Source organism: Roseateles saccharophilus (genome assembly GCF_031458095.1).
Classification (GTDB): Bacteria; Pseudomonadota; Gammaproteobacteria; order Burkholderiales; family Burkholderiaceae_C; genus Pelomonas; species Pelomonas saccharophila_A.
This window is the reverse complement of the sequence record NZ_JAVDXU010000001.1, coordinates 565,468-581,881: the sequence shown is the minus strand read 5'-3', so window position 1 is coordinate 581,881 and position 16,414 is coordinate 565,468. Positions and strand designations below refer to the sequence as shown.

Annotated in this window: 16 protein-coding genes and 1 pseudogene; 6 read left to right on the top strand and 11 right to left on the bottom strand. The window is 63.2% G+C overall.

Going from position 1 to position 16,414, the window contains the following annotated elements; all coding sequences use genetic code 11:
* Window positions 1–1,674: 1,674 nt before the first annotated feature.
* The 5 genes from J2X20_RS02475 to senA all read right to left on the bottom strand — a co-directional run bounded on the left by J2X20_RS02475 (window position 1,675) and on the right by senA (window position 6,156).
* Complete coding sequence (locus J2X20_RS02475) at window positions 1,675–2,136, bottom strand: methyltransferase family protein (protein ID WP_310260371.1); 462 nt, start codon at window positions 2,134–2,136, stop codon at window positions 1,675–1,677.
* Between the two features lie 34 nt (window positions 2,137–2,170).
* Window positions 2,171–3,448, bottom strand: coding sequence for an MFS transporter (locus J2X20_RS02470; RefSeq protein WP_310265082.1), 1,278 nt, complete (start codon window positions 3,446–3,448; stop codon window positions 2,171–2,173).
* 5 nt (window positions 3,449–3,453) lie between these two features.
* Complete coding sequence (locus J2X20_RS02465) at window positions 3,454–4,209, bottom strand: MBL fold metallo-hydrolase (RefSeq protein ID WP_310260367.1); 756 nt, start codon at window positions 4,207–4,209, stop codon at window positions 3,454–3,456.
* Window positions 4,210–4,219: 10 nt separating this feature from the next.
* Entirely contained in the window at window positions 4,220–4,876 is a 657-nt protein-coding gene (locus J2X20_RS02460; RefSeq protein WP_310260363.1) for an ArsR/SmtB family transcription factor, read from the bottom strand.
* A gap of 68 nt (window positions 4,877–4,944) precedes the next feature.
* Complete coding sequence (gene senA / locus J2X20_RS02455) at window positions 4,945–6,156, bottom strand: selenoneine synthase SenA (protein ID WP_310260360.1); 1,212 nt, start codon at window positions 6,154–6,156, stop codon at window positions 4,945–4,947.
* Between the two features lie 21 nt (window positions 6,157–6,177).
* On the opposite strand from senA, the gene senB reads away from it, so the two are divergent.
* On the top strand, window positions 6,178–7,116 hold the full coding sequence (gene senB, locus J2X20_RS02450) for a selenoneine biosynthesis selenosugar synthase SenB (RefSeq protein ID WP_310260357.1): 939 nt from the start codon (window positions 6,178–6,180) through the stop codon (window positions 7,114–7,116).
* A 34-nt stretch (window positions 7,117–7,150) separates the two neighbouring features.
* Entirely contained in the window at window positions 7,151–7,702 is a 552-nt protein-coding gene (locus tag J2X20_RS02445; protein WP_310260355.1) for a hypothetical protein, read from the top strand.
* Between the two features lie 61 nt (window positions 7,703–7,763).
* Here J2X20_RS02445 and J2X20_RS02440 read toward each other — a convergent pair whose 3' ends face one another.
* Window positions 7,764–8,369 carry a hypothetical protein gene (locus J2X20_RS02440; protein ID WP_310260352.1) on the bottom strand — a complete coding sequence of 202 codons (606 nt, stop codon included), beginning with the start codon at window positions 8,367–8,369 and terminating at the stop codon, window positions 7,764–7,766.
* Window positions 8,370–8,579: 210 nt separating this feature from the next.
* On the opposite strand from J2X20_RS02440, the pseudogene J2X20_RS02435 reads away from it, so the two are divergent.
* Both J2X20_RS02435 and J2X20_RS02430 read left to right on the top strand, forming a co-directional pair.
* Window positions 8,580–8,843, top strand: a pseudogene (locus J2X20_RS02435) (ATP-binding protein); the annotation flags it as partial.
* Between the two features lie 27 nt (window positions 8,844–8,870).
* The gene (locus tag J2X20_RS02430; RefSeq protein WP_310265080.1) at window positions 8,871–9,314 is read left to right on the top strand and encodes an aldehyde dehydrogenase family protein; all 444 of its coding nucleotides are present in this window, start codon (window positions 8,871–8,873) and stop codon (window positions 9,312–9,314) included.
* A 45-nt stretch (window positions 9,315–9,359) separates the two neighbouring features.
* Here the strand turns inward: J2X20_RS02430 and tnpA are convergent, their stop codons facing one another.
* A complete protein-coding gene (tnpA, locus tag J2X20_RS02425; protein ID WP_310260349.1) occupies window positions 9,360–9,755 on the bottom strand; it encodes an IS66-like element accessory protein TnpA in 396 nt (131 codons plus the stop codon).
* 526 nt (window positions 9,756–10,281) lie between these two features.
* Here tnpA and J2X20_RS02415 point away from each other — a divergent pair.
* Together J2X20_RS02415 and J2X20_RS02410 are read left to right on the top strand one after the other, a co-directional pair.
* Window positions 10,282–11,769: a P-loop ATPase, Sll1717 family gene (locus J2X20_RS02415; protein ID WP_310260346.1), complete on the top strand. Its 1,488-nt coding sequence runs from the start codon at window positions 10,282–10,284 to the stop codon at window positions 11,767–11,769.
* A gap of 326 nt (window positions 11,770–12,095) precedes the next feature.
* Window positions 12,096–13,490 carry an IS1182 family transposase gene (locus tag J2X20_RS02410; RefSeq protein ID WP_310265078.1) on the top strand — a complete coding sequence of 465 codons (1,395 nt, stop codon included), beginning with the start codon at window positions 12,096–12,098 and terminating at the stop codon, window positions 13,488–13,490.
* Window positions 13,491–13,824: 334 nt separating this feature from the next.
* On the opposite strand, the gene J2X20_RS02405 is transcribed toward J2X20_RS02410, so the two are convergent.
* The 4 genes from J2X20_RS02405 to J2X20_RS02390 are packed head-to-tail and all read right to left on the bottom strand — an operon-like array spanning window position 13,825 to window position 16,047.
* Window positions 13,825–14,823 carry a hypothetical protein gene (locus J2X20_RS02405; RefSeq protein WP_310260344.1) on the bottom strand — a complete coding sequence of 333 codons (999 nt, stop codon included), beginning with the start codon at window positions 14,821–14,823 and terminating at the stop codon, window positions 13,825–13,827.
* On the bottom strand, window positions 14,820–15,137 hold the full coding sequence (locus tag J2X20_RS02400) for a hypothetical protein (RefSeq protein ID WP_310260341.1): 318 nt from the start codon (window positions 15,135–15,137) through the stop codon (window positions 14,820–14,822). Before J2X20_RS02400 ends, J2X20_RS02405 begins: the two co-directional genes overlap by 4 nt.
* Window positions 15,138–15,166: 29 nt before the next feature.
* Window positions 15,167–15,439, bottom strand: coding sequence for a hypothetical protein (locus tag J2X20_RS02395; RefSeq protein ID WP_310260338.1), 273 nt, complete (start codon window positions 15,437–15,439; stop codon window positions 15,167–15,169).
* Window positions 15,430–16,047, bottom strand: coding sequence for a hypothetical protein (locus J2X20_RS02390; RefSeq protein ID WP_310260335.1), 618 nt, complete (start codon window positions 16,045–16,047; stop codon window positions 15,430–15,432). The genes J2X20_RS02395 and J2X20_RS02390 overlap by 10 nt, the downstream gene beginning before the upstream one ends.
* Window positions 16,048–16,414 lie beyond the last annotated feature (367 nt).

The following is a 16,414-nucleotide window of genomic DNA, read 5'->3' as shown; positions in this document are numbered from 1 at the left end:
CTGACTCTGGGTTGCGCCCCTTGTGACCGGGCGCCACTGCGCCACCTTGACATGGTGGGGGTCGTTGGTTCGAATCCAATCGCGCCTACCAAATTTGGTAGGTAGAACAAGCACTTAGCGGAAACGCTAGGTGCTTCTTCTTTGGTCGTACGGAAAAAGTACGAAGAATTGGTCTCGATTCCAGGCAGCTACTCTTGCGCGACGTGCTCCGCCTCACGCAGGAGGCACGGAGACTTTGACCGTACTAGTCCATCCGTGGCGGCCAGCCTCAGGCCGCTGTAGCCAGGCCGACGGCGGCTTCGCAGCGAGGCTGCGTGAGAACCCTTCGGCAGCTTCGTTGGTCGTCAGTTGATGCGCTGCGCGCCAGGTTTGCGCGCGAATCCCACGCATCAGGAAGTGCGTCCAGCCCATCCGATGCTTGAGGGTGCCGAAGACGTATTCGATGGTGCGCTTGTCTTGGCACGATTGCAAACCGAGATTCCTGACTACAAGGCCTCGCTCGGGCCTTGGAGTCGCGACGAAGTGGTTGAATACCCTTGCCGCCGAGTACAAGAGCCTTGAGCCCGCAGCGTCTGTGGAGGTCGAGTCGTTCGTTCAATCCCAGGCCGTTATTCAGGAGCTTGTGTTTCGTGCGTAGAGCGCATCGGTTCGTAAGCGTCCTGGAAAGTCATGGTTGACGCGAGAATGCGGTAATCACTGACCTGCTGCTGGCGCCGTTTGGCCGCTCGGAACATGACTGCTGCGCACGCTATTGGAGCCACCGACCAAGAGGCATACCGAGTTGCCGTCGCTAGCATTCGCCGCCACTCGATGGACGCTGGGAGCTGGAAGCACACCGAGATTGGCGAGCTGCATCCTGGCTTGGCTGAGCTCCTCGCACTCGATCCCAGCGAGCTTCCTATCGCAAGCGCGTACTTCTCTGCCGAGAGCTGGTGGGCCATTACGACGCGACGGATCACCGGGTGCTATCGAGGAGAGATTTCATCTCTCGACCGCGGTACGGCGTCGATGCCGAGTGGGGAGGCTTCAAGGGCATCAAGCGAAGTGAAGCGCCGAATTCCCCGGCCACGGAGGTCGCCACAGTTACGTCAGCCAAGGCTGATCGACCGGTGCACTTTGAGTTCGAGACCGGCAAAGCCTCGATGGCGCCCATCTATGGCTGCATGTTCTGGAGTCGAGTCACACGGTTCCACCACGCTGCCGACTAACCGATTGTCTCTCTGAGCTTGCGGGCGGTGACGAGGCCTGCCAGCGATGCGGAAGTAGCTCGCGCATGTCGTTGTGCGTATTCCAGTGCTCGTGAGCAGTCGATCCAGCGCGTTGAGCACCGCGTCTACTGCTCGTTCGCAGTCGCTGCTTGGCTCTAAATTTTCTACAGCGGTGGGCAACGCATAGCGTTGTCCACGGCCAGCCGGGCGCGCAGCGCCCGGCCCCGCGTCACGTGCGCTCGAAAGGCCCGGGTGTCGTTGGTGCATCGGACGCCGCAAGGCTTTTCTGCCACCACTCCACGTCGCACCAGGCGCCGTGCTTGAAGCCACCTTGCGGTACACGGATCGGCTCAAAACCCAGCGCCTCATGCAGCCCCACGCTCCATGCATTTGGGCAAAACGACGCCAGCGAAAGCCTGGCAGTAGCCAAGCCCCAAGCTGGGGCTACCGCAGCGGGTGTTCAGGCTCATAACCAGCGACGAACTTGAGTCAGGTAGCTCACATAGGCGTCGCCAAACGCAGCACGCAGCGCTCGTTCCTCGGGCACGATCTGAAATCGCGTGATGTAGGCGATGAAGGCTATCGGGCCGAGCAGCCCCAACGGCGCACCAAGGGCAGCGGCCCAGGCGAGCAGGACGAACAGCAGTCCGACGTACATCGGATTGCGGGTGAAGCGATAGACACCGTTGGTGACCAGCGCCGACGTCGCCTCCGGCTTCATCGGATTCATCGTGGTCTTCGCGCGCCGAAACACCGTGATGCCCGCCGCGCTGAAGGCGCCCCCAATCGCCGCAAGCAACAGAGCAGCCGCAGCACGCGGCAGCAGACCCACGTCGACCCCAGGCATGAACCGGTAGATGCTCCACATCGCCAGGGCGATCACCAAGGCCACGACCGGCGGCGGCACTTTCAGTTCGAGGGCATCCATGGCTTCCCCAATGCGTGTGGACCGGCAGCCTAGATCAATGCGCCGGATTCAGTCGAGGGTGCGTCTCCTCACCCCAGCGGAAGAGCACGGCGCCGGACACCGCCATCGACACCGAGACGAGCCAGAACGAGCTTTCCAGCTTCCCTCCCGCAGCGGCGGCGGCACCGAGAGCCAGGGCGCCGACGCCGTAGCCCAGGTCGCGCCAGAACCGATAGATACCGATGGCAGAGGCACGCCATGCCGGGTGCGCAATGTCGGCGACGGCGGCGCTGAGATTTGGGTACAGCATCGCCATGCCGAGGCCTGTGATCGCAGCCGACAAGCTCCACCATGCGGCGCCGTCACCCAGGGGCATCAATCCGACGCCGACACCGCATATCCACATGCCCCAGCCATTGAGCTGATGACGGCCCAGCCGGTCGGACAGCCGGCCGGTGAAGAACTGCGCGGCACCCCAGGTGAAACCGTAAACACCAACGATCCAACCGATGCCGGACAGGCTGACGCCTCGCTGGTGCAAGAAGACCGGCCAGAAGGCCCACACCAGCGCATCCACGAACTTCTCCACCAGGCCGGCTTGGCAGAGCGCGGCCATACGCCGGTCGCGCCAGCTCATCAGCAGGAACATCTCGGCGGTGGACGGCTGGGCGCTGACACCTGACGGATAGCGAGGGCGCAAGGTCTGCACCGTCGCGTCCGTCTGCCGCTTCACCTCGTCACGCGCCCAGGGCAGCGTTTCGGTGACCCCGAGCCAGGCCAGCATGGTGGCCAGCCCGATCACCACCATGCCGAACCACAGCAGTGCCTCGCGGGCGCCAAAGATCGAGGCAAGGTAGCCCGTGACGACGCCGGCAATGGCAACGCCAACATAGCCAGCGAACTCATTGAGCCCGATGACCAGGCCACGCTGGTCTGCGCGGGTGAAGTCCAGTTTGGCCGTCTGCGTCATGGACCAGGTCAGTCCCTGATTGATGCCCAGCAGCGTCGTCGCGACGACCACCCAGGCCCAGCTCGCAGCGAAGTACACCAGCAGCGGAATCGGCAGCGCCACCAGCCAGCCCAACAGCAGCACGCGCTTGCGTCCCAGCAACTCGGCCAGGCGGCCCGCGACAAAGTTCAGTGTGCCCTTCACAAAGCCGAAGGCCACGACGAAGGCTCCCAGCAGCATGAAGGAGCCGCGGGGAACGCCGAACTCCGTCTCGGCCAGTGCTGGAACGACGGTGCGCATCAGGCCGAGGGTCAGGCCCACGAACAGCACCTGCAGGAGCTGGTGCAGGAACTGCCCTCGGTTGGCGCGGATTCCAAAGTCCATCGCGTTCACGCCGGCACGGTGTGCGGTGCAACGCCGCGCAGGTTCGCTGCCACGATGCTTTCCATGTCGTCGGGCTGCGCCGGGACCACTGCCGTCAGCGCGTCGATGAACTCCGCCTTGGGCAGCGACAGGAGCGGGTTGAAGCGCATCTCGAAGCCGAGAGTGGACGCTGGCTTGCCGGAGAGTCCCGCGCCACAGGCGCTGCCGGCCTGGTGCCCGGGATAGATTTCCAGCTCGGGCGGCAGCGTCAGCAGCCTGCCGTGCAGGCTGTCATGGAGCATGGCCGCCATCTCGCGCTCGCGCCCCGCCAGATCGGGGCGGCCGACAGCGCCGACGAACAGCGTGTCGCCCGTGATGACGAACCAGGGCTCGTTGCCGCGCCGCAGGTCACGCACCAGCAGGCAGACGCTGTCGAGCGTATGGCCGGGCGTGTGGATGACATCGACGAGGACGTTGCCCGACTCCAGCCGTTGGCCGTCGTGCAGAGGCGAAAACTCGAAGCCCACGCGCCCGGCGTTGCTCTCGTGCAGGTAGTAGGCCGCACCGGTTCGCTGCGCCAGTGCGAGCCCACCGGACAGATGGTCGGCATGGACATGGGTGTCGATGACGTGGGCGATGCGCACGCCGGCCTTGTCAGCCCCTTCCATGAACCAGTCTTCGTCGCCGGCAACGACATCGACCGCGACAGCCTTCTGCAGGCCGGCGCAGCCGAAAAAGTAGGACAGCGTGGCGCCGGCGGCCGGGCGTTGGCGGAAGAACATGGCGGCCTCCTCAGGCTTCGGTCACCGGCAGACCTCGCGCACGCCACTCGGCCACGCCATCGGTCAGATGAAAGGCCTGGTAGCCCTTCTTGCGCAGCAGCTCGACGGCGGTCTTAGCCATTAGGCAGAAGGGGCCGCGGCAATACGCGACGACGGGCACATCGCCGGGGAGTTCGGCCACACGCTTCTTGAGTTCGTCCAGCGGCATGGAGCGTGCGTGCGGCAGATGGGCGGCCGAGAACTCCTCTTCGGGTCGCACATCCAGCACCAGGACTTCGCCCTCTGCTGCGCGCCGCAGGATGTCGGCGCGCTCAACCCCCTGCAGCTCATCACCGTGCTCGACGATGGACGCCACCGCCATCTGCAGCTCCACTAGGCGCTCCTCGGCCTCGGTGCGCAGATGGACCCACAGGTCCGCCACGCTGGTGCTGGCCAGCCGATAGAAGACGTACTTGCCGTCCTTGCGCGTGTCCACCAGACGCGCCAGCCGCAACTCCTTCAGGTGCGCGCTGGCGAGCTTGACGCTGATGTCGGCCTGCAGGGCCAGCGTCTCAACCGTCTTTTCACCCTGACACAGCAACTCGATCAGTTCGAGCCGCTTGGGGCTGGCGACGGCCTTGCCTATGCGGGCGACCTGCTCGTAGAGGTGGTTCTTTAGCTCTCTCATGCCAACATTCTATGCTTTGTTGGAATGTTGGCGAATGGATGGTCACCCCAGTGCCGACTAAAGCTTGGCTAGGGCTTGCTTGTCGCGGTCCGGAATCCCGCGAACACATCACGCCGGTGCGGCTGGAAGAAGTTGCGGTAGCGGGCGTCGTGCATGCGGCTGTGGGCCGCGAACGATCCACCACGCAGTTCGCGGTGGTCGTGGAACCAGGGGGCCGAGTAGTCCCTGTATGGTCCGGGCTCGAACCCTGGATAGGGCTCAAACGGCGTCGCAGTCCACTCCCAGACGCTGCGGCCCCACTCGAACATGCCGGGTGCCACAGACGTGACAGCGAACTCCCACTCAGTCGCCGTAGGCAGTCGGCGCCCTGCCCATCGGCAGTAGGCCTCGGCCTCCCAGGCGTTCACGTGGATGACCGGCCGTGCGGTTTCCAAGTCGGTCCAGCGGTCAAACCAGCGCACCTCCCAGCGGCCGGCTTCCCGCTCCCGCCAGCGCTCGGGATGCGAGACCGCCTCGGCTGCGCGCCACGCGCCTGCTTCACCCGGCCACCAAGCGGCATCGGCATAGCCACCCGCCTCCACGAAGCGCAGGAACTGGCCGGCGGTGACGGGCGCGGCGTCGATGCTGAACGGCTGCAGCGCGCTGGAGGACGACGGCAGTTCGTTGTCAAAGGCAAAGCCTGTTCGGCGGTGCGGCCAGCCGCGCTGGAACGCGCCGCCGGACAGTTGCAGTTGGCCCTCGCGCATGACGGGCTTGAGCTCGCAGTCGCGCGGTGGCGCGAAGCCGAGCACGCCACGCAGCCAGGCGAAGGCTTCGGCGTGCATGTCCTCATGGAACAGCGTCAGGCGGTGCATGTAGGCCGCGTCATCGCCGCTCCCTTCTGGCGGCACCGTCGCGATGCAGGCGTCGAGCTGGGCCTGCAGCCGGTCCAGCAGCGCCTGCCGAGTGACGGGCTCGATGTCCCAGCGTCGGGCGTGGGGCAGACGCGCCGAGTCGAAGCAGTCGTCGGGACCGATGAAGCGTGGTGGCTGCTGGGCATTCACAATGCCCTGCCCATCGACGCGATGCGGGCCGCGCAAAACCCAGAACTCCCCGAACCAACCCACGTGCCCAAGCTCCCAGGGGACGGGGTTGACGCCGAGGCGATAAGGGAAGGACCACTGTGCGTCGTCGAGGTCGGTCACCCGGGAGAGCAGCACCTCGCGGCTGTCGCGCAAGGCGGCGGCGAGTGCGACGCCACTCAACCGGCGAGCGTCCTGAGAGATGTCCTGTGTCAACATGAGGTGATGCCCAGGCCTTCAGTGTGCATCGTTTCGCCGGCCCGTCAGGCCGACAACAACGGCAATTGGCGGACGGCCGACCGTTGGAAGGCGCACTTGCAGCCGGTGGCCGATGTCGAGGTGCGACAGGCATGGGACGGGCAACCGGTCGACATGCTGATCGCGCTGCATGCACGCCGGTCTGCGCCCTCCATCGAGCGGTTTCATCAGATCATGCCAGGGCGGCCCATCGTGCTGGTCTTGACGGGCACGGATGTCTACCGCGACATTGACGCGGACCCCGAGGCGCAGCGCTCACTGGTGCTTGCGGATCGGATCATCTGCCTGCAGCCGTTGGCGCTTCGGCGGCTGGACGCACCGCTGCAAGCCAAGGCCATCTCGGTGGTTCAGGGCGCCGAGCCGCTGCGGAACACACGCGCCGATGGGCCAGCCCGGTTTGTGGCGGTCGGGCACCTGCGCGCCGAGAAGGACCCGCTGACGCTGATGCGCGCGGTGCGTCGGTTGCCGCGCGGCGTTGAGGTGTTGCACATCGGTGCCGCACTGGACGAGTCCTTCGCGGCCGCCGCCCAGGCAACGATGCGCGACTGCCCTGACTACCGCTGGACCGGCGCCATGGATCATCAGCTAGTGCGGGAAAAGGTCGCCAGTGCGACGGCGCTGGTGCACATGAGCCGGCTCGAAGGGGGTGCCAACGTGGTCATCGAGGCCATCGTGTCGGCGACGCCCGTGCTCGCCAGCCACATTGACGGCAATGTCGGGCTGCTTGGCGAGGGCTATGGCGGCTACTTTCCCGTGGGCGATGACGAGGCGCTGGCCGCGCTGATGTTGCGCTGTGTCCCGCAGCCGGACCTCGTGGCTTCGCTCGCCGCACAGTGCGCACTACTGGCGCCCGAGTACACGGCTGCGGCCGAGGGCGAGCGCCTGCGTGCCCTGGTGACCGGGTGCCTCGTCCAGACCTAGACTGCGACCCGCTTGTCCCGAAAGGACCCTCCGCATGAAGATCGCCCAAGCCAGCGCCACCTTGCTGCTCTCCACTTTCGCGCTGACGAGCGCACTTGCGGCCGATGCGCCGGCTGCCGGCGATCCCTTTGTGCCGATGGCTCGATTCATCGGCAATTGGACCGGCAAGGCAAGCGGCCAGGCAGGCGATGGCGATGTGACGCGCAGCTACAGCTTCGTCATGAACAAGCGCTTCATCCAAGAAAGCAACGTCTCGCGCTACCCGGTTCAGGAGAAGAACAAGAAGGGCGAGGTCCACGAGCACATGGGCATGTTCAGCTACGACAAGTCGCGCAAGCAGATCGTGCTGAGGCAGTTCCATGTGGAAAGCTTCGTCACGACCTATCGCATGCAGCCGCCCGTCGAAGGGGAGACGACGCTGGTGTTCGAAAGCGAGAACTTCGAGAACTTCAGCAACACCTGGCGCGGACGCGAGACCTACGAGTTCGCCTCGGACGACGAGTTCACCGAGACCTTTGAGCTGGCGCCGCCCGAGAAGCCGTTCCAGGTCTACAGCCAGACGCGCTTCAAGAGGGAAAAGCGCTGAAGCTGCCCGCGGACTTGTAGCCTGCCGAAGGCCCACGGAATATGAATTGGATGTGCCGCTCTTAGGAGGACGCCGTCCCTGGCTGCACACCGTCCGGTCTCGGCACGGCCGACTCTCCGTTCCTGAGTCGCTCTTCACTGGTGAACGAGAAAAGCTCAGTCACCTTCATGTACTTGCCGGTGTCGACGTGGAGGTTCAAAAAGTCCGCATCCCGCTGCAGGCATGTGCGCATGAGCCGATCCCATGACTCAAGCTTGTAGAGGTCCTGTTCGCTCGCCTTTGCCCCGAGCGATACGGGATGGACCACCACATTTGTCCTTTTGTCGTGGTGCACATATAGCCAGTTAGGAAACATCATGTCGATAGCTCCGAAAAGTTCATCCGCCACCCTGGCCAACGCCGGCATGGCCCTCACGCTTTGCTGCGTGGCCATGTAAGCCATCCAGGCCAGCCTGCGCAGCTCTACGGACGGAATCAGTTCCGCGCGCCGCATCAGGAGCACCGCAGCGACCAACGCATCGAATCCACCCGCGTTCGCCAGTTGCTGAGCAAGGCCAAGGTTGAACGATTTCAGATTCGGCGCGACTCCTCGTGCCACCTTCGGCTCGAAGAGCAACCGGCGAAGTTTTGGCGGCAGCCCCTGGAGCTGGTTCAGGACCCACTCCATCGACTCCGTGCTGTCCCGTAACAAGGTCCGTAGGGGTGAACTGAAGAACTTTGCCGTCCCTGGGTACTGCACCTCGGCCAAATCGACTGGGCTGACTTCTCCAGGCTTGCCGGTCGGGACGTGACGCCCGGCTTCGTAGCCGTCCCATTTGCAGGGTCGGATCAGCCCATCTGGACCCTGCCGCACGAGGTCACGCTCGCGGGACAGTTTCTTCTGGAACTGGTGGACCGGCGCCAGCGCACCGGGTCGCTGCTCATCACGAGCCAGTACCCGACCGAGAAGTGGCACGCCTTCCTCCCGGACCCGACCGTGGCCGACGCGGTGCTCGACCGCATCGTGCACAAGGCGCACCGCATCACGCTCAAGGGTGAGTCGATGCGCAAGGTGATGGCGAAGAAGATGTTCGCTACGTCGATACTCGTCGCCCGAACCGTACAACTAGTCTGCCTTGAGCTTAGTCTGCCCTGGAGCTAGTAGAACCGGCGTCCTGCCCGTGAGGACCTGCGCGATAAGCTTCAGCGTCATGTGGATGCGTCCGTCGTCGAGGGTACGAGGCTAGTTGTTGGCGGGCACGCACTCGGAGGCCAAGGCAGCTTCTACGCACCGACGTCGCTGGCCGACGCGGGTCCTGGCATGGCTGTCTTCGATGAGGAGACATTCGGCCCTGCTGCAGGAATCTCTGTTGCTCCTGATGTAGCCGGGTGCACTGCCCTGGCCAATGCCACTCCGTTCGGGCTCTCCGTGAGCATCTGGACTCGGTCGCCGGCTCGTGGGGCTGAACTCACCAAGGCGCTCACGACCGGAGCAGTCGTCGTCAACACAGTCACGACGCCCGACGCGCGGCTGCCATTCGGTGGCACGAAGAAGTCGGGCTATGGCCACGAACTCGCCGCCGCTGGTATCCGCGAGTTCACCAACGTGCGCACCTACTGGGTGGCGCGCTAGTTTCATTCTCCGCGCGGTGCGACCTTCGTGCGCTTTCTCCTAGGGTCACCTGGCTGCGCGAGATGCTGCGTTGATCCGGGTGGATGCGGTGTGGCTGGCGGTCGAGCCGCTGGACATGCGGGCCGGCACCGAGGCCGCGCTGATCGGCCAGGTGACCGTGATCGAGACCGGCCCGCGTTTGAGTTCGACTCGGACATCAGGCACCACCGCGGCGGGCTCCGTCAGCGCGGGAAGCGAGAGCGCGATGAACTCGGTTGTCTGGGCGAGTCCGTTAGGAACCTGGCCCTGACACAGCTGCCTCCAGCGGTGAACGACGTTGGCATTGATGCCGTGGGCCATCGCCACCTTGGCCACTGACGCGCCGGGCTCGCTGCATTCGGCCAGCACCTGCGCCTTCTTCGACTCGCTGTATCGCCGCCGTGTCATTTTGTCGCTTGTCATGCGTCCACCTACGTTACGTGGACAGGATCCTTGTCGCAGGCGACAGCCGGTTCAAGATGACTTTGCAGGACGCGTACAGCGCATTGAGCGGACAGCGTACCGCACCTCCACCCAAGCGTAGTACGTGGGTGTAGATCATGGTGATGGCCACATCTGCACGCCCCAGAAGTTCGTGCACTGTCCGGATGTCGCTGCCGGAAGCGGCTCAAGCCGACTCATGTCGGCAGGCCGCCGCTCGCGGCTCAGCTTCAACGTTGACCGCAGGAAGCACCAGTTTTGGCAGACGTCCTATTCGTAAAGGCCTCGAATGTCTTGAGGGCGCATACAAGCCCCACACAGCCGCTTGGTGGCCTCATCGACCGTCGCCACAACTGCGGCAGCCGAACAGCAGCGACGCGGCGTGTTATGAGAATGGCCGGCGCGCCCCGGCGAACCCCCGGCGCGCTACCGGCAGTCCCCCGGCAGCCCCCCGGCAGCGCCCTCTCTGGACTATGATGTGGTTCTTTGCGACCCGCCCGTCCCATCTATGACGAAGCTTTCCGTCTTGAAAAGCCTCAATCTCGGCCAACGCGTGGCAGAGGATGAACTTTCTGAACTGGCCCGCTATTTCGTTGAGACCAGCCAGTGGTCCGACATGCTTACAGGTCGGAAAGATGTTGTTTATGGTCCTAAGGGAACTGGCAAGAGCGCCCTGTACGGCCTCCTGAATATGCAGGCCGACGACTTAGAGCGGAACGGCGTCATTCTTGCATCGGCCGAGAACGTAAAGGGTGCAACGGTTTTTAAGGGCTTAGTATCCTCGCCCCCGCCTTCAGAAAGTTCGTTCATCTTCCTTTGGAAGCTTTATTGTCTAGTTCTTGCCGCAAAAGCTCTTCAAGATCGCGCAGTACGGAATGATCAAGCCAATGCATTGATCTCCGCACTTCAGAAGGCAAAGCTACTCATTCCGGATGCGAGCCTTGCTTCAGCATTCCGATCGGCACAAAGCTACTTCAAGGGACTTCTGACGCGCGACGTGGCAGCCGTTGAGTATGGACTGTCTATTGATCCAGCCACAGGACTACCCACTGCTACCCGCAAAACCGAGTTCAGGGATACGTCGCAGCAACAGGGGCTTGACGACGTTCCGGTTGACGCATTGTTGGAAACTGCAGACAAAGCTTTCGAACGTATCGGAACAAAGCTTTGGATTCTGTTTGATCGGCTTGACGTTGCCTTCATAGATTCGCCTGACTTAGAGCGGAACGCCCTTCGCGCACTGTTTAGAACGTATAACGACTTGCGCTCGCTTGATAATATTGTTCTCAAGATTTTTGTTCGTGATGACATATGGCGCAGGATTTCCGAAGGCGGCTTTGCCGAGGCCAGTCATATTACCCGTACGACCAGCATCGCCTGGACCGAACAAGGATTGCTGAATCTGATTGCGCTGCGACTTCTCAATAGCCCCGAGTTGCTGGGTATGCTGGGCTTGCAAGCGCATGAAGTTAAGACCGATTTCGAGGAGCAGGTGAAGTTGCTCAGAGCCATCCTTCCCGACAAGGTAGACACCGGAAAGAATCCTGACACTTTTGAATGGATGGTAACGCGAGTTAAGGATGGGCTTGGGGTAAGCGCTCCTCGTGAATTGATTCACCTGTTTGAGTCGATCAAAGATTTGCAGATTAAGCGACTTGAGCGCGGCGAACCTGAACCGCCAGACACTCAACTATTTGACCGAGCCGTTTTCAAGGAAGCCCTGAAGGAAGTATCTAGAGTTCGATACGCACAGACTATGGTGGCCGAGTATCCGGACCTTAAGTTGTATATGGATCGACTTGAGGGTCAGAAATCCGAACATGGCCTGACCTCGCTGCAGGCTATCTGGCAGGTTTCGCCGGAAAAGGCCACAACATTAGCTGAGCGCCTCGTATCGGTCGGCTTCTTTGAAAAGCGTGATCGCAAAGGTATGACCTCATACTGGATACCGTTTCTGTATCGCGGAGCACTGAAGCTCGTACAAGGCCGCGCCTAATCCTTAAATTGGAAGCGATCAAGGCTATCGTTTCACCCTGCACCTGGACGGCGGATTAGCCCCTCGTTCAACTGGACGGGGCTCGCGTCCGCGGGTCGGTTAACTCGAACGTTGAACGGCTGCTTTCGGGACAGATGGCGACGATGGTCGACCGGCGGCTCAGGGTTGCAAAGCGGTAACTGAGCAGGCCCGCTGCGAGCGACCGGAACCAGCCTTGACCCGTAGTTCGACCGAGGTCTGCTATGGGCAGATTCTGTTGAAAAACCCGATGGCAATCTGCGCCTGCTGACCTAAGTTCCTGCATCGTGGCAGCGGAGGGCGAGCAGATGATGGGTCAGAGCGGCGGCACGCAAGACAGACTCTTCTACAGCTTCAACCTCGACGACCACATACCCCAAGGCCATCTCCTTCGGGGCATCGACCGCTACTTCGATCTCGGCGACCTGCGCCAACAACTTGCCCCGTTCTACAGCCACACCGGCCGCCCCTCGATTGACCCGGAGTTGATGATCCGGATGCTGGTCATCGGCTACTGCTTCGGCACTCGATCCGAACGCCAGTTGTGCGAGGAAGTGCATCTGAACCTGGCCTACCGTTGGTTCTGTCGGCTGGATCTCGAAGATCCAGTTCCAGATCATTCGACCTTCTCGAAGAACCGACACGGGCGCTTCCGTCAGAGCGACGCCTTCCGCCTGGTCTTCGAGAGCGTTCTGCGCCGCTGCATGCACGAGGGGCTGGTACGTGGCGAGGGATTTGCTGTGGATGCCAGCGTGATCAAGGCCGATGCCAATCGCGCGCGTGGCGTGCCTGGAGCCGAGGCAAGGAAGTGGCGCGACGACGGCACTTCAACGCGCGCTGTGCGTGAGTACATCGAGGCGTTGCAACTGGAGAACCCGGCCGGCGACGATGAACAACCGCCCTCGTCACCACCCAAGAAGGTCTCGCTGACAGACCCGGCTGCGCAGTGGACGGCTGCTTCTGGCGGTCCAGCATTCTTCGCGTACTCGACCAACTACCTCATCGACTTGGAGGCCGGCGTCATCGTGGACGTAGAGGCTACGCCTGCGCTTCGACCTCGCGAAGTGGAGGCGACGAAGACCATGGTCGATCGCGTCGAACGCCGCTTCGGCCTCAAGCCCGGTCGGCTGGTGGGGGACATGGCCTATGGCATCGCACCGATGCTCAGCTGGATGGTCAAGGACAAAGGCATCAAGCCGCACGTGCCCGTGTGGGACAAGACCGGTCGCAAGGACGGGACGCTATCAAGCTCGGAGTTCCAGTGGATCGCTCAGAGCAACGAGTACCGCTGCCCTGAGGGCCATGCACTTCGCTGCGACCGGCGCACCTTCACGGTGGAGCGTGACAGGGTGACCAGGGCGGACACCGTGATCTACAGGGCCAGTCACCACGACTGCGCACAATGCTCTCGTAAGCAGCAATGCTGCCCAAATACGCCGATGCGCAAGATCGCGCGCAGCGTCCATGAAGATGCCCGCGACGTCGCCCGCCAACTAGCGGACACGCCCGAGTACCGGCAATCCAGGAGGGAGCGCAAGAAGGTCGAGATGCTGTTCGCACACCTCAAGCGAATCCTCAAGCTCGACCGTCTGCGGCTACGAGGGCTCACCGGCGCACGCGACGAATTCTTGCTGGCGGCGACGGTTCAGAACTTGCGGCGAATGGCAAAGCGATTGAGCAGCCCAGAACTGGTTCCGGCCTGAAGGGCCGGGCAAGGCCACCTCGAACGCAACCACCCGCGCTCTCGAACTGCGGGCGGCTTGGACACTGCATTGATGCCGCGGCCCGAGCGAGTTCTTCAACAGAATCAGCACATTGCTGCCGTACGGACGCCGGCGGGTACGGTCAGCAACCGCTGCAAAGCCGAGCCTCAATATTTTGCTCAACCCCGTTGCAGATCAACGCTTAGGCACAGACACAGGCTGTCCAACTTCTGGGGGGCAGTTCAGTCGTTGATGGATACGAGCATCCTAGGCACAGCTCAGCGGATCAACACGACTTCGCTGGCCGCTTACGGCTCGGCGCCAGCGAGTGCGGTCAGACCGACGACATCAGGCGCGGACTCCCCACTTCGATGAAGCAGCGTTCGAAGTTGGCGTGAGTGCGGATACGCCCAGCCAGCTCGTCGTCGAAATGCGTGACGAGGTCGATCGCTTCAGCCAAGGCCTCGCGCGCGGCCGCTCGCCACGCGACAACCGCATCGGGCTGCGGCTCCGCTGCGTGAATGCCGCCAGCAGCCTGGCATGCGGCTTTGGCCTCGATGACGGCCTCCTGGTTGCCAAACTTCGTGCAGAGCGCCTCGCGCGCATAGTCGGCAATCGAAGACTCATCGTCCGGCTCGAAGGCGCTCGATTCGATCCAGACGTCAAAGATCCGCCTGTGGAGCCCAAACGGCTTTTGCTCGGCTTCCGGAGTGCCGTTGGGTCCGACCATCACGCAGCTGCAATCGAGTTGTGGGTTGTCGCGGGACAACTCAGCCGTCAAGGCTGGCAGTCCCGCCGCCTCCCAGGCGGCCCAGTACGCTTCGCCGATCGCGGCAAGCCAGGCACGCACTGCTTCAGGCATCGCGCCTGACTCGCAGACATATCGCTTGCCGGTGGCCAGCGCGGCTTGATGAGCCGCGACCACATTGGCTGCGCCAAAGTGGCGGTCCAGGATCTTGCGTGCGACCTCTCGAGCCGCTGGCTCTGTGTCCGCGCTGAAAGGGCTGGCCTCAAACCAAAGGGCGTACGGCGTCTGTCGGTCCGCAGGGCAGTGCGAAGCTGCGACGGAAGAGGAGGTCGGCCGCAAGGCGTTGCCATTGCCATGCCCGAGGCCGTACCAGAGCTCTAGAGCTTCATGACGGCGATTCGCAAGGAACTCCGCGTATTTGTCTTCGCCCATCTCGCGCTTCAGGCGAGCGCACTCGACGGCGTAGTGTGGCGATTCAACAGCTTCCCACACGGGTACAGAGCCCATGTCGACGTCGGGGTGGATGGTCAGGCCCAGGCCTGACGAGTGCACCGCCTGCGCCCGGGCACCTTCGTCGACGTTCATGGCCCAGTCGGCACGCCATGGCGCATGGGGATCACTCCTGCACGACGAGAAGTCGGTGTACCCCAGCTCGCGCCACAGCTGGCTGAGCTGGCGATCCAGTTCGGTGGAGACTCAGCGAAGGCCGCTTCGCCCATCTCCAGGAGGAGCTCCTTCTCGCGGCTCCTGGACACGTAGGCGACGCCGTGAACCCACGCAATGTCGTCGTACTCGATTTCGAAGCCCAGGCCGGATCGGTGCCATGCAATTGGCACATCGACGCTGTCGACCTTCTCGTCAATCTCCCAGTCCTGACGCCATGAAGCCTGCGAATCCATGTCGGTACCTCGCTGTGTTGGTTGGAAGTCTAGGCCGCGAGTTCCCGATGCAGAAACTCATTGGCGCTGGGCGTCTCTCTGAACGCGGCCTGCTGGGCTTCATGCTGTCGGGTGCGCTGTTCCACCTGTCTGAGCAGGCCGGCAAGCACTGGGTCAGCGGCGATGCGACGGCGGGCCTCGCTGATGGCTGGCGCGAATTCAGGGCTGGCGTTGATCTTGTAGGTCAGGAAACTGTCGTGCCTTTCCGGGAACACCTGCCACCAGGCAATGATGCTGTCGGGGTCGGTCAGTTTCAATTGCATGGCCGGGCTCCCTGAGCGTTCGTTTGGAGCACGAGGCGATGCAGCTCGGTCGCTGGCCTTTGCCGATTGCCACCGGCGGTTCGGCTCGACTCAAGAGCCCGGCTGCGGGCTCGGTAGACGTTGCGGATCTGCTGGTCGGCCGCGGAGATCGGGCATGCGCCGGTCGCGACCGTGAGCCAATGGCGCGCGGCTTCCAGAGCCTGTTCGTGCGATTCGCAGTGGTCACTCATGCCGAAGTGGGCGGTGAACACGACAAGCCATTCCTCGGGTGTGTACGCGTAGTGGGCTGCCGATATGACGTCGATACAGGCCTCGTCTAGTTGCTCGAGATCCTCGATCGTGGCCTGGCGCGGGGGTTCTGCCTTGAATGCGGCGTTCAGTGCTGCCTGGGCTGCTCTGGTCCAGCGCACGATGCTTGGCAGCTCGCTGCCAGCCCAGTACGCCGGCAGCCCGCCGGCTTCCTCGAAGGCGGCCTTGGCGGCAAGGACCTGCCAGGCACCTCCCAGTTTGTCTTCAAGCGCCTTCCTGGCCGCATCCATGGCTTGGGTCGGCACGTCCTCGCCATAGGGGTTGATGGCGAAGTAGGCGATGTAGAGCGGCTTGCTCATGTGCTTCTCCTTGGACTGGGCCACCGGGCTGACCAGGCGCCAGCGTGCTGGCTGCGTGGGTGGGATGAAGCGATGTCGGGCGCTTCGCTGAATACTGTGTATTTATACAGCACATCATAAAGCGGGCAACGTCCACGCTTTCGGCTGGCCTGGTGAGCTGGGCGAGCTTGGCCGGAGTCACCGGCCGGCCGGGCTCTTGCGGGTTCGCGCCTGGCGCTCATCCACGCGGTGCGTGGACTGATGCGCAGCCCTTTCGATCCCTCTCGCAGGCGCCTGGCGGCGCTGAAGTGCACCGCTGCGCAGTGGGGGGGCGCAGTGGCCCCCGCTGGGCCCGCTGCGCGCTGCCGCGGGTGGTGGGGGCGAATCC

What these genes read in the sequence shown, in the direction of transcription:
- J2X20_RS02475 (WP_310260371.1), bottom strand. Translation starts at nt 2,136, where the DNA reads ATGGATGCCCTCGAACTGAAAGTGCCGCCGCCGGTCGTGGCCTTGGTG.
- J2X20_RS02470 (WP_310265082.1), bottom strand. Translation starts at nt 3,448, where the DNA reads ATGGACTTTGGAATCCGCGCCAACCGAGGGCAGTTCCTGCACCAGCTC.
- J2X20_RS02465 (WP_310260367.1), bottom strand. Translation starts at nt 4,209, where the DNA reads ATGTTCTTCCGCCAACGCCCGGCCGCCGGCGCCACGCTGTCCTACTTT.
- J2X20_RS02460 (WP_310260363.1), bottom strand. Translation starts at nt 4,876, where the DNA reads ATGAGAGAGCTAAAGAACCACCTCTACGAGCAGGTCGCCCGCATAGGC.
- senA (WP_310260360.1), bottom strand. Translation starts at nt 6,156, where the DNA reads ATGTTGACACAGGACATCTCTCAGGACGCTCGCCGGTTGAGTGGCGTC.
- J2X20_RS02445 (WP_310260355.1), top strand. Translation starts at nt 7,151, where the DNA reads ATGAAGATCGCCCAAGCCAGCGCCACCTTGCTGCTCTCCACTTTCGCG.
- J2X20_RS02440 (WP_310260352.1), bottom strand. Translation starts at nt 8,369, where the DNA reads ATGGAGTGGGTCCTGAACCAGCTCCAGGGGCTGCCGCCAAAACTTCGC.
- tnpA (WP_310260349.1), bottom strand. Translation starts at nt 9,755, where the DNA reads ATGACAAGCGACAAAATGACACGGCGGCGATACAGCGAGTCGAAGAAG.
- J2X20_RS02415 (WP_310260346.1), top strand. Translation starts at nt 10,282, where the DNA reads ATGACGAAGCTTTCCGTCTTGAAAAGCCTCAATCTCGGCCAACGCGTG.
- J2X20_RS02410 (WP_310265078.1), top strand. Translation starts at nt 12,096, where the DNA reads ATGATGGGTCAGAGCGGCGGCACGCAAGACAGACTCTTCTACAGCTTC.
- J2X20_RS02405 (WP_310260344.1), bottom strand. Translation starts at nt 14,823, where the DNA reads ATGAACGTCGACGAAGGTGCCCGGGCGCAGGCGGTGCACTCGTCAGGC.
- J2X20_RS02400 (WP_310260341.1), bottom strand. Translation starts at nt 15,137, where the DNA reads ATGGATTCGCAGGCTTCATGGCGTCAGGACTGGGAGATTGACGAGAAG.
- J2X20_RS02395 (WP_310260338.1), bottom strand. Translation starts at nt 15,439, where the DNA reads ATGCAATTGAAACTGACCGACCCCGACAGCATCATTGCCTGGTGGCAG.
- J2X20_RS02390 (WP_310260335.1), bottom strand. Translation starts at nt 16,047, where the DNA reads ATGAGCAAGCCGCTCTACATCGCCTACTTCGCCATCAACCCCTATGGC.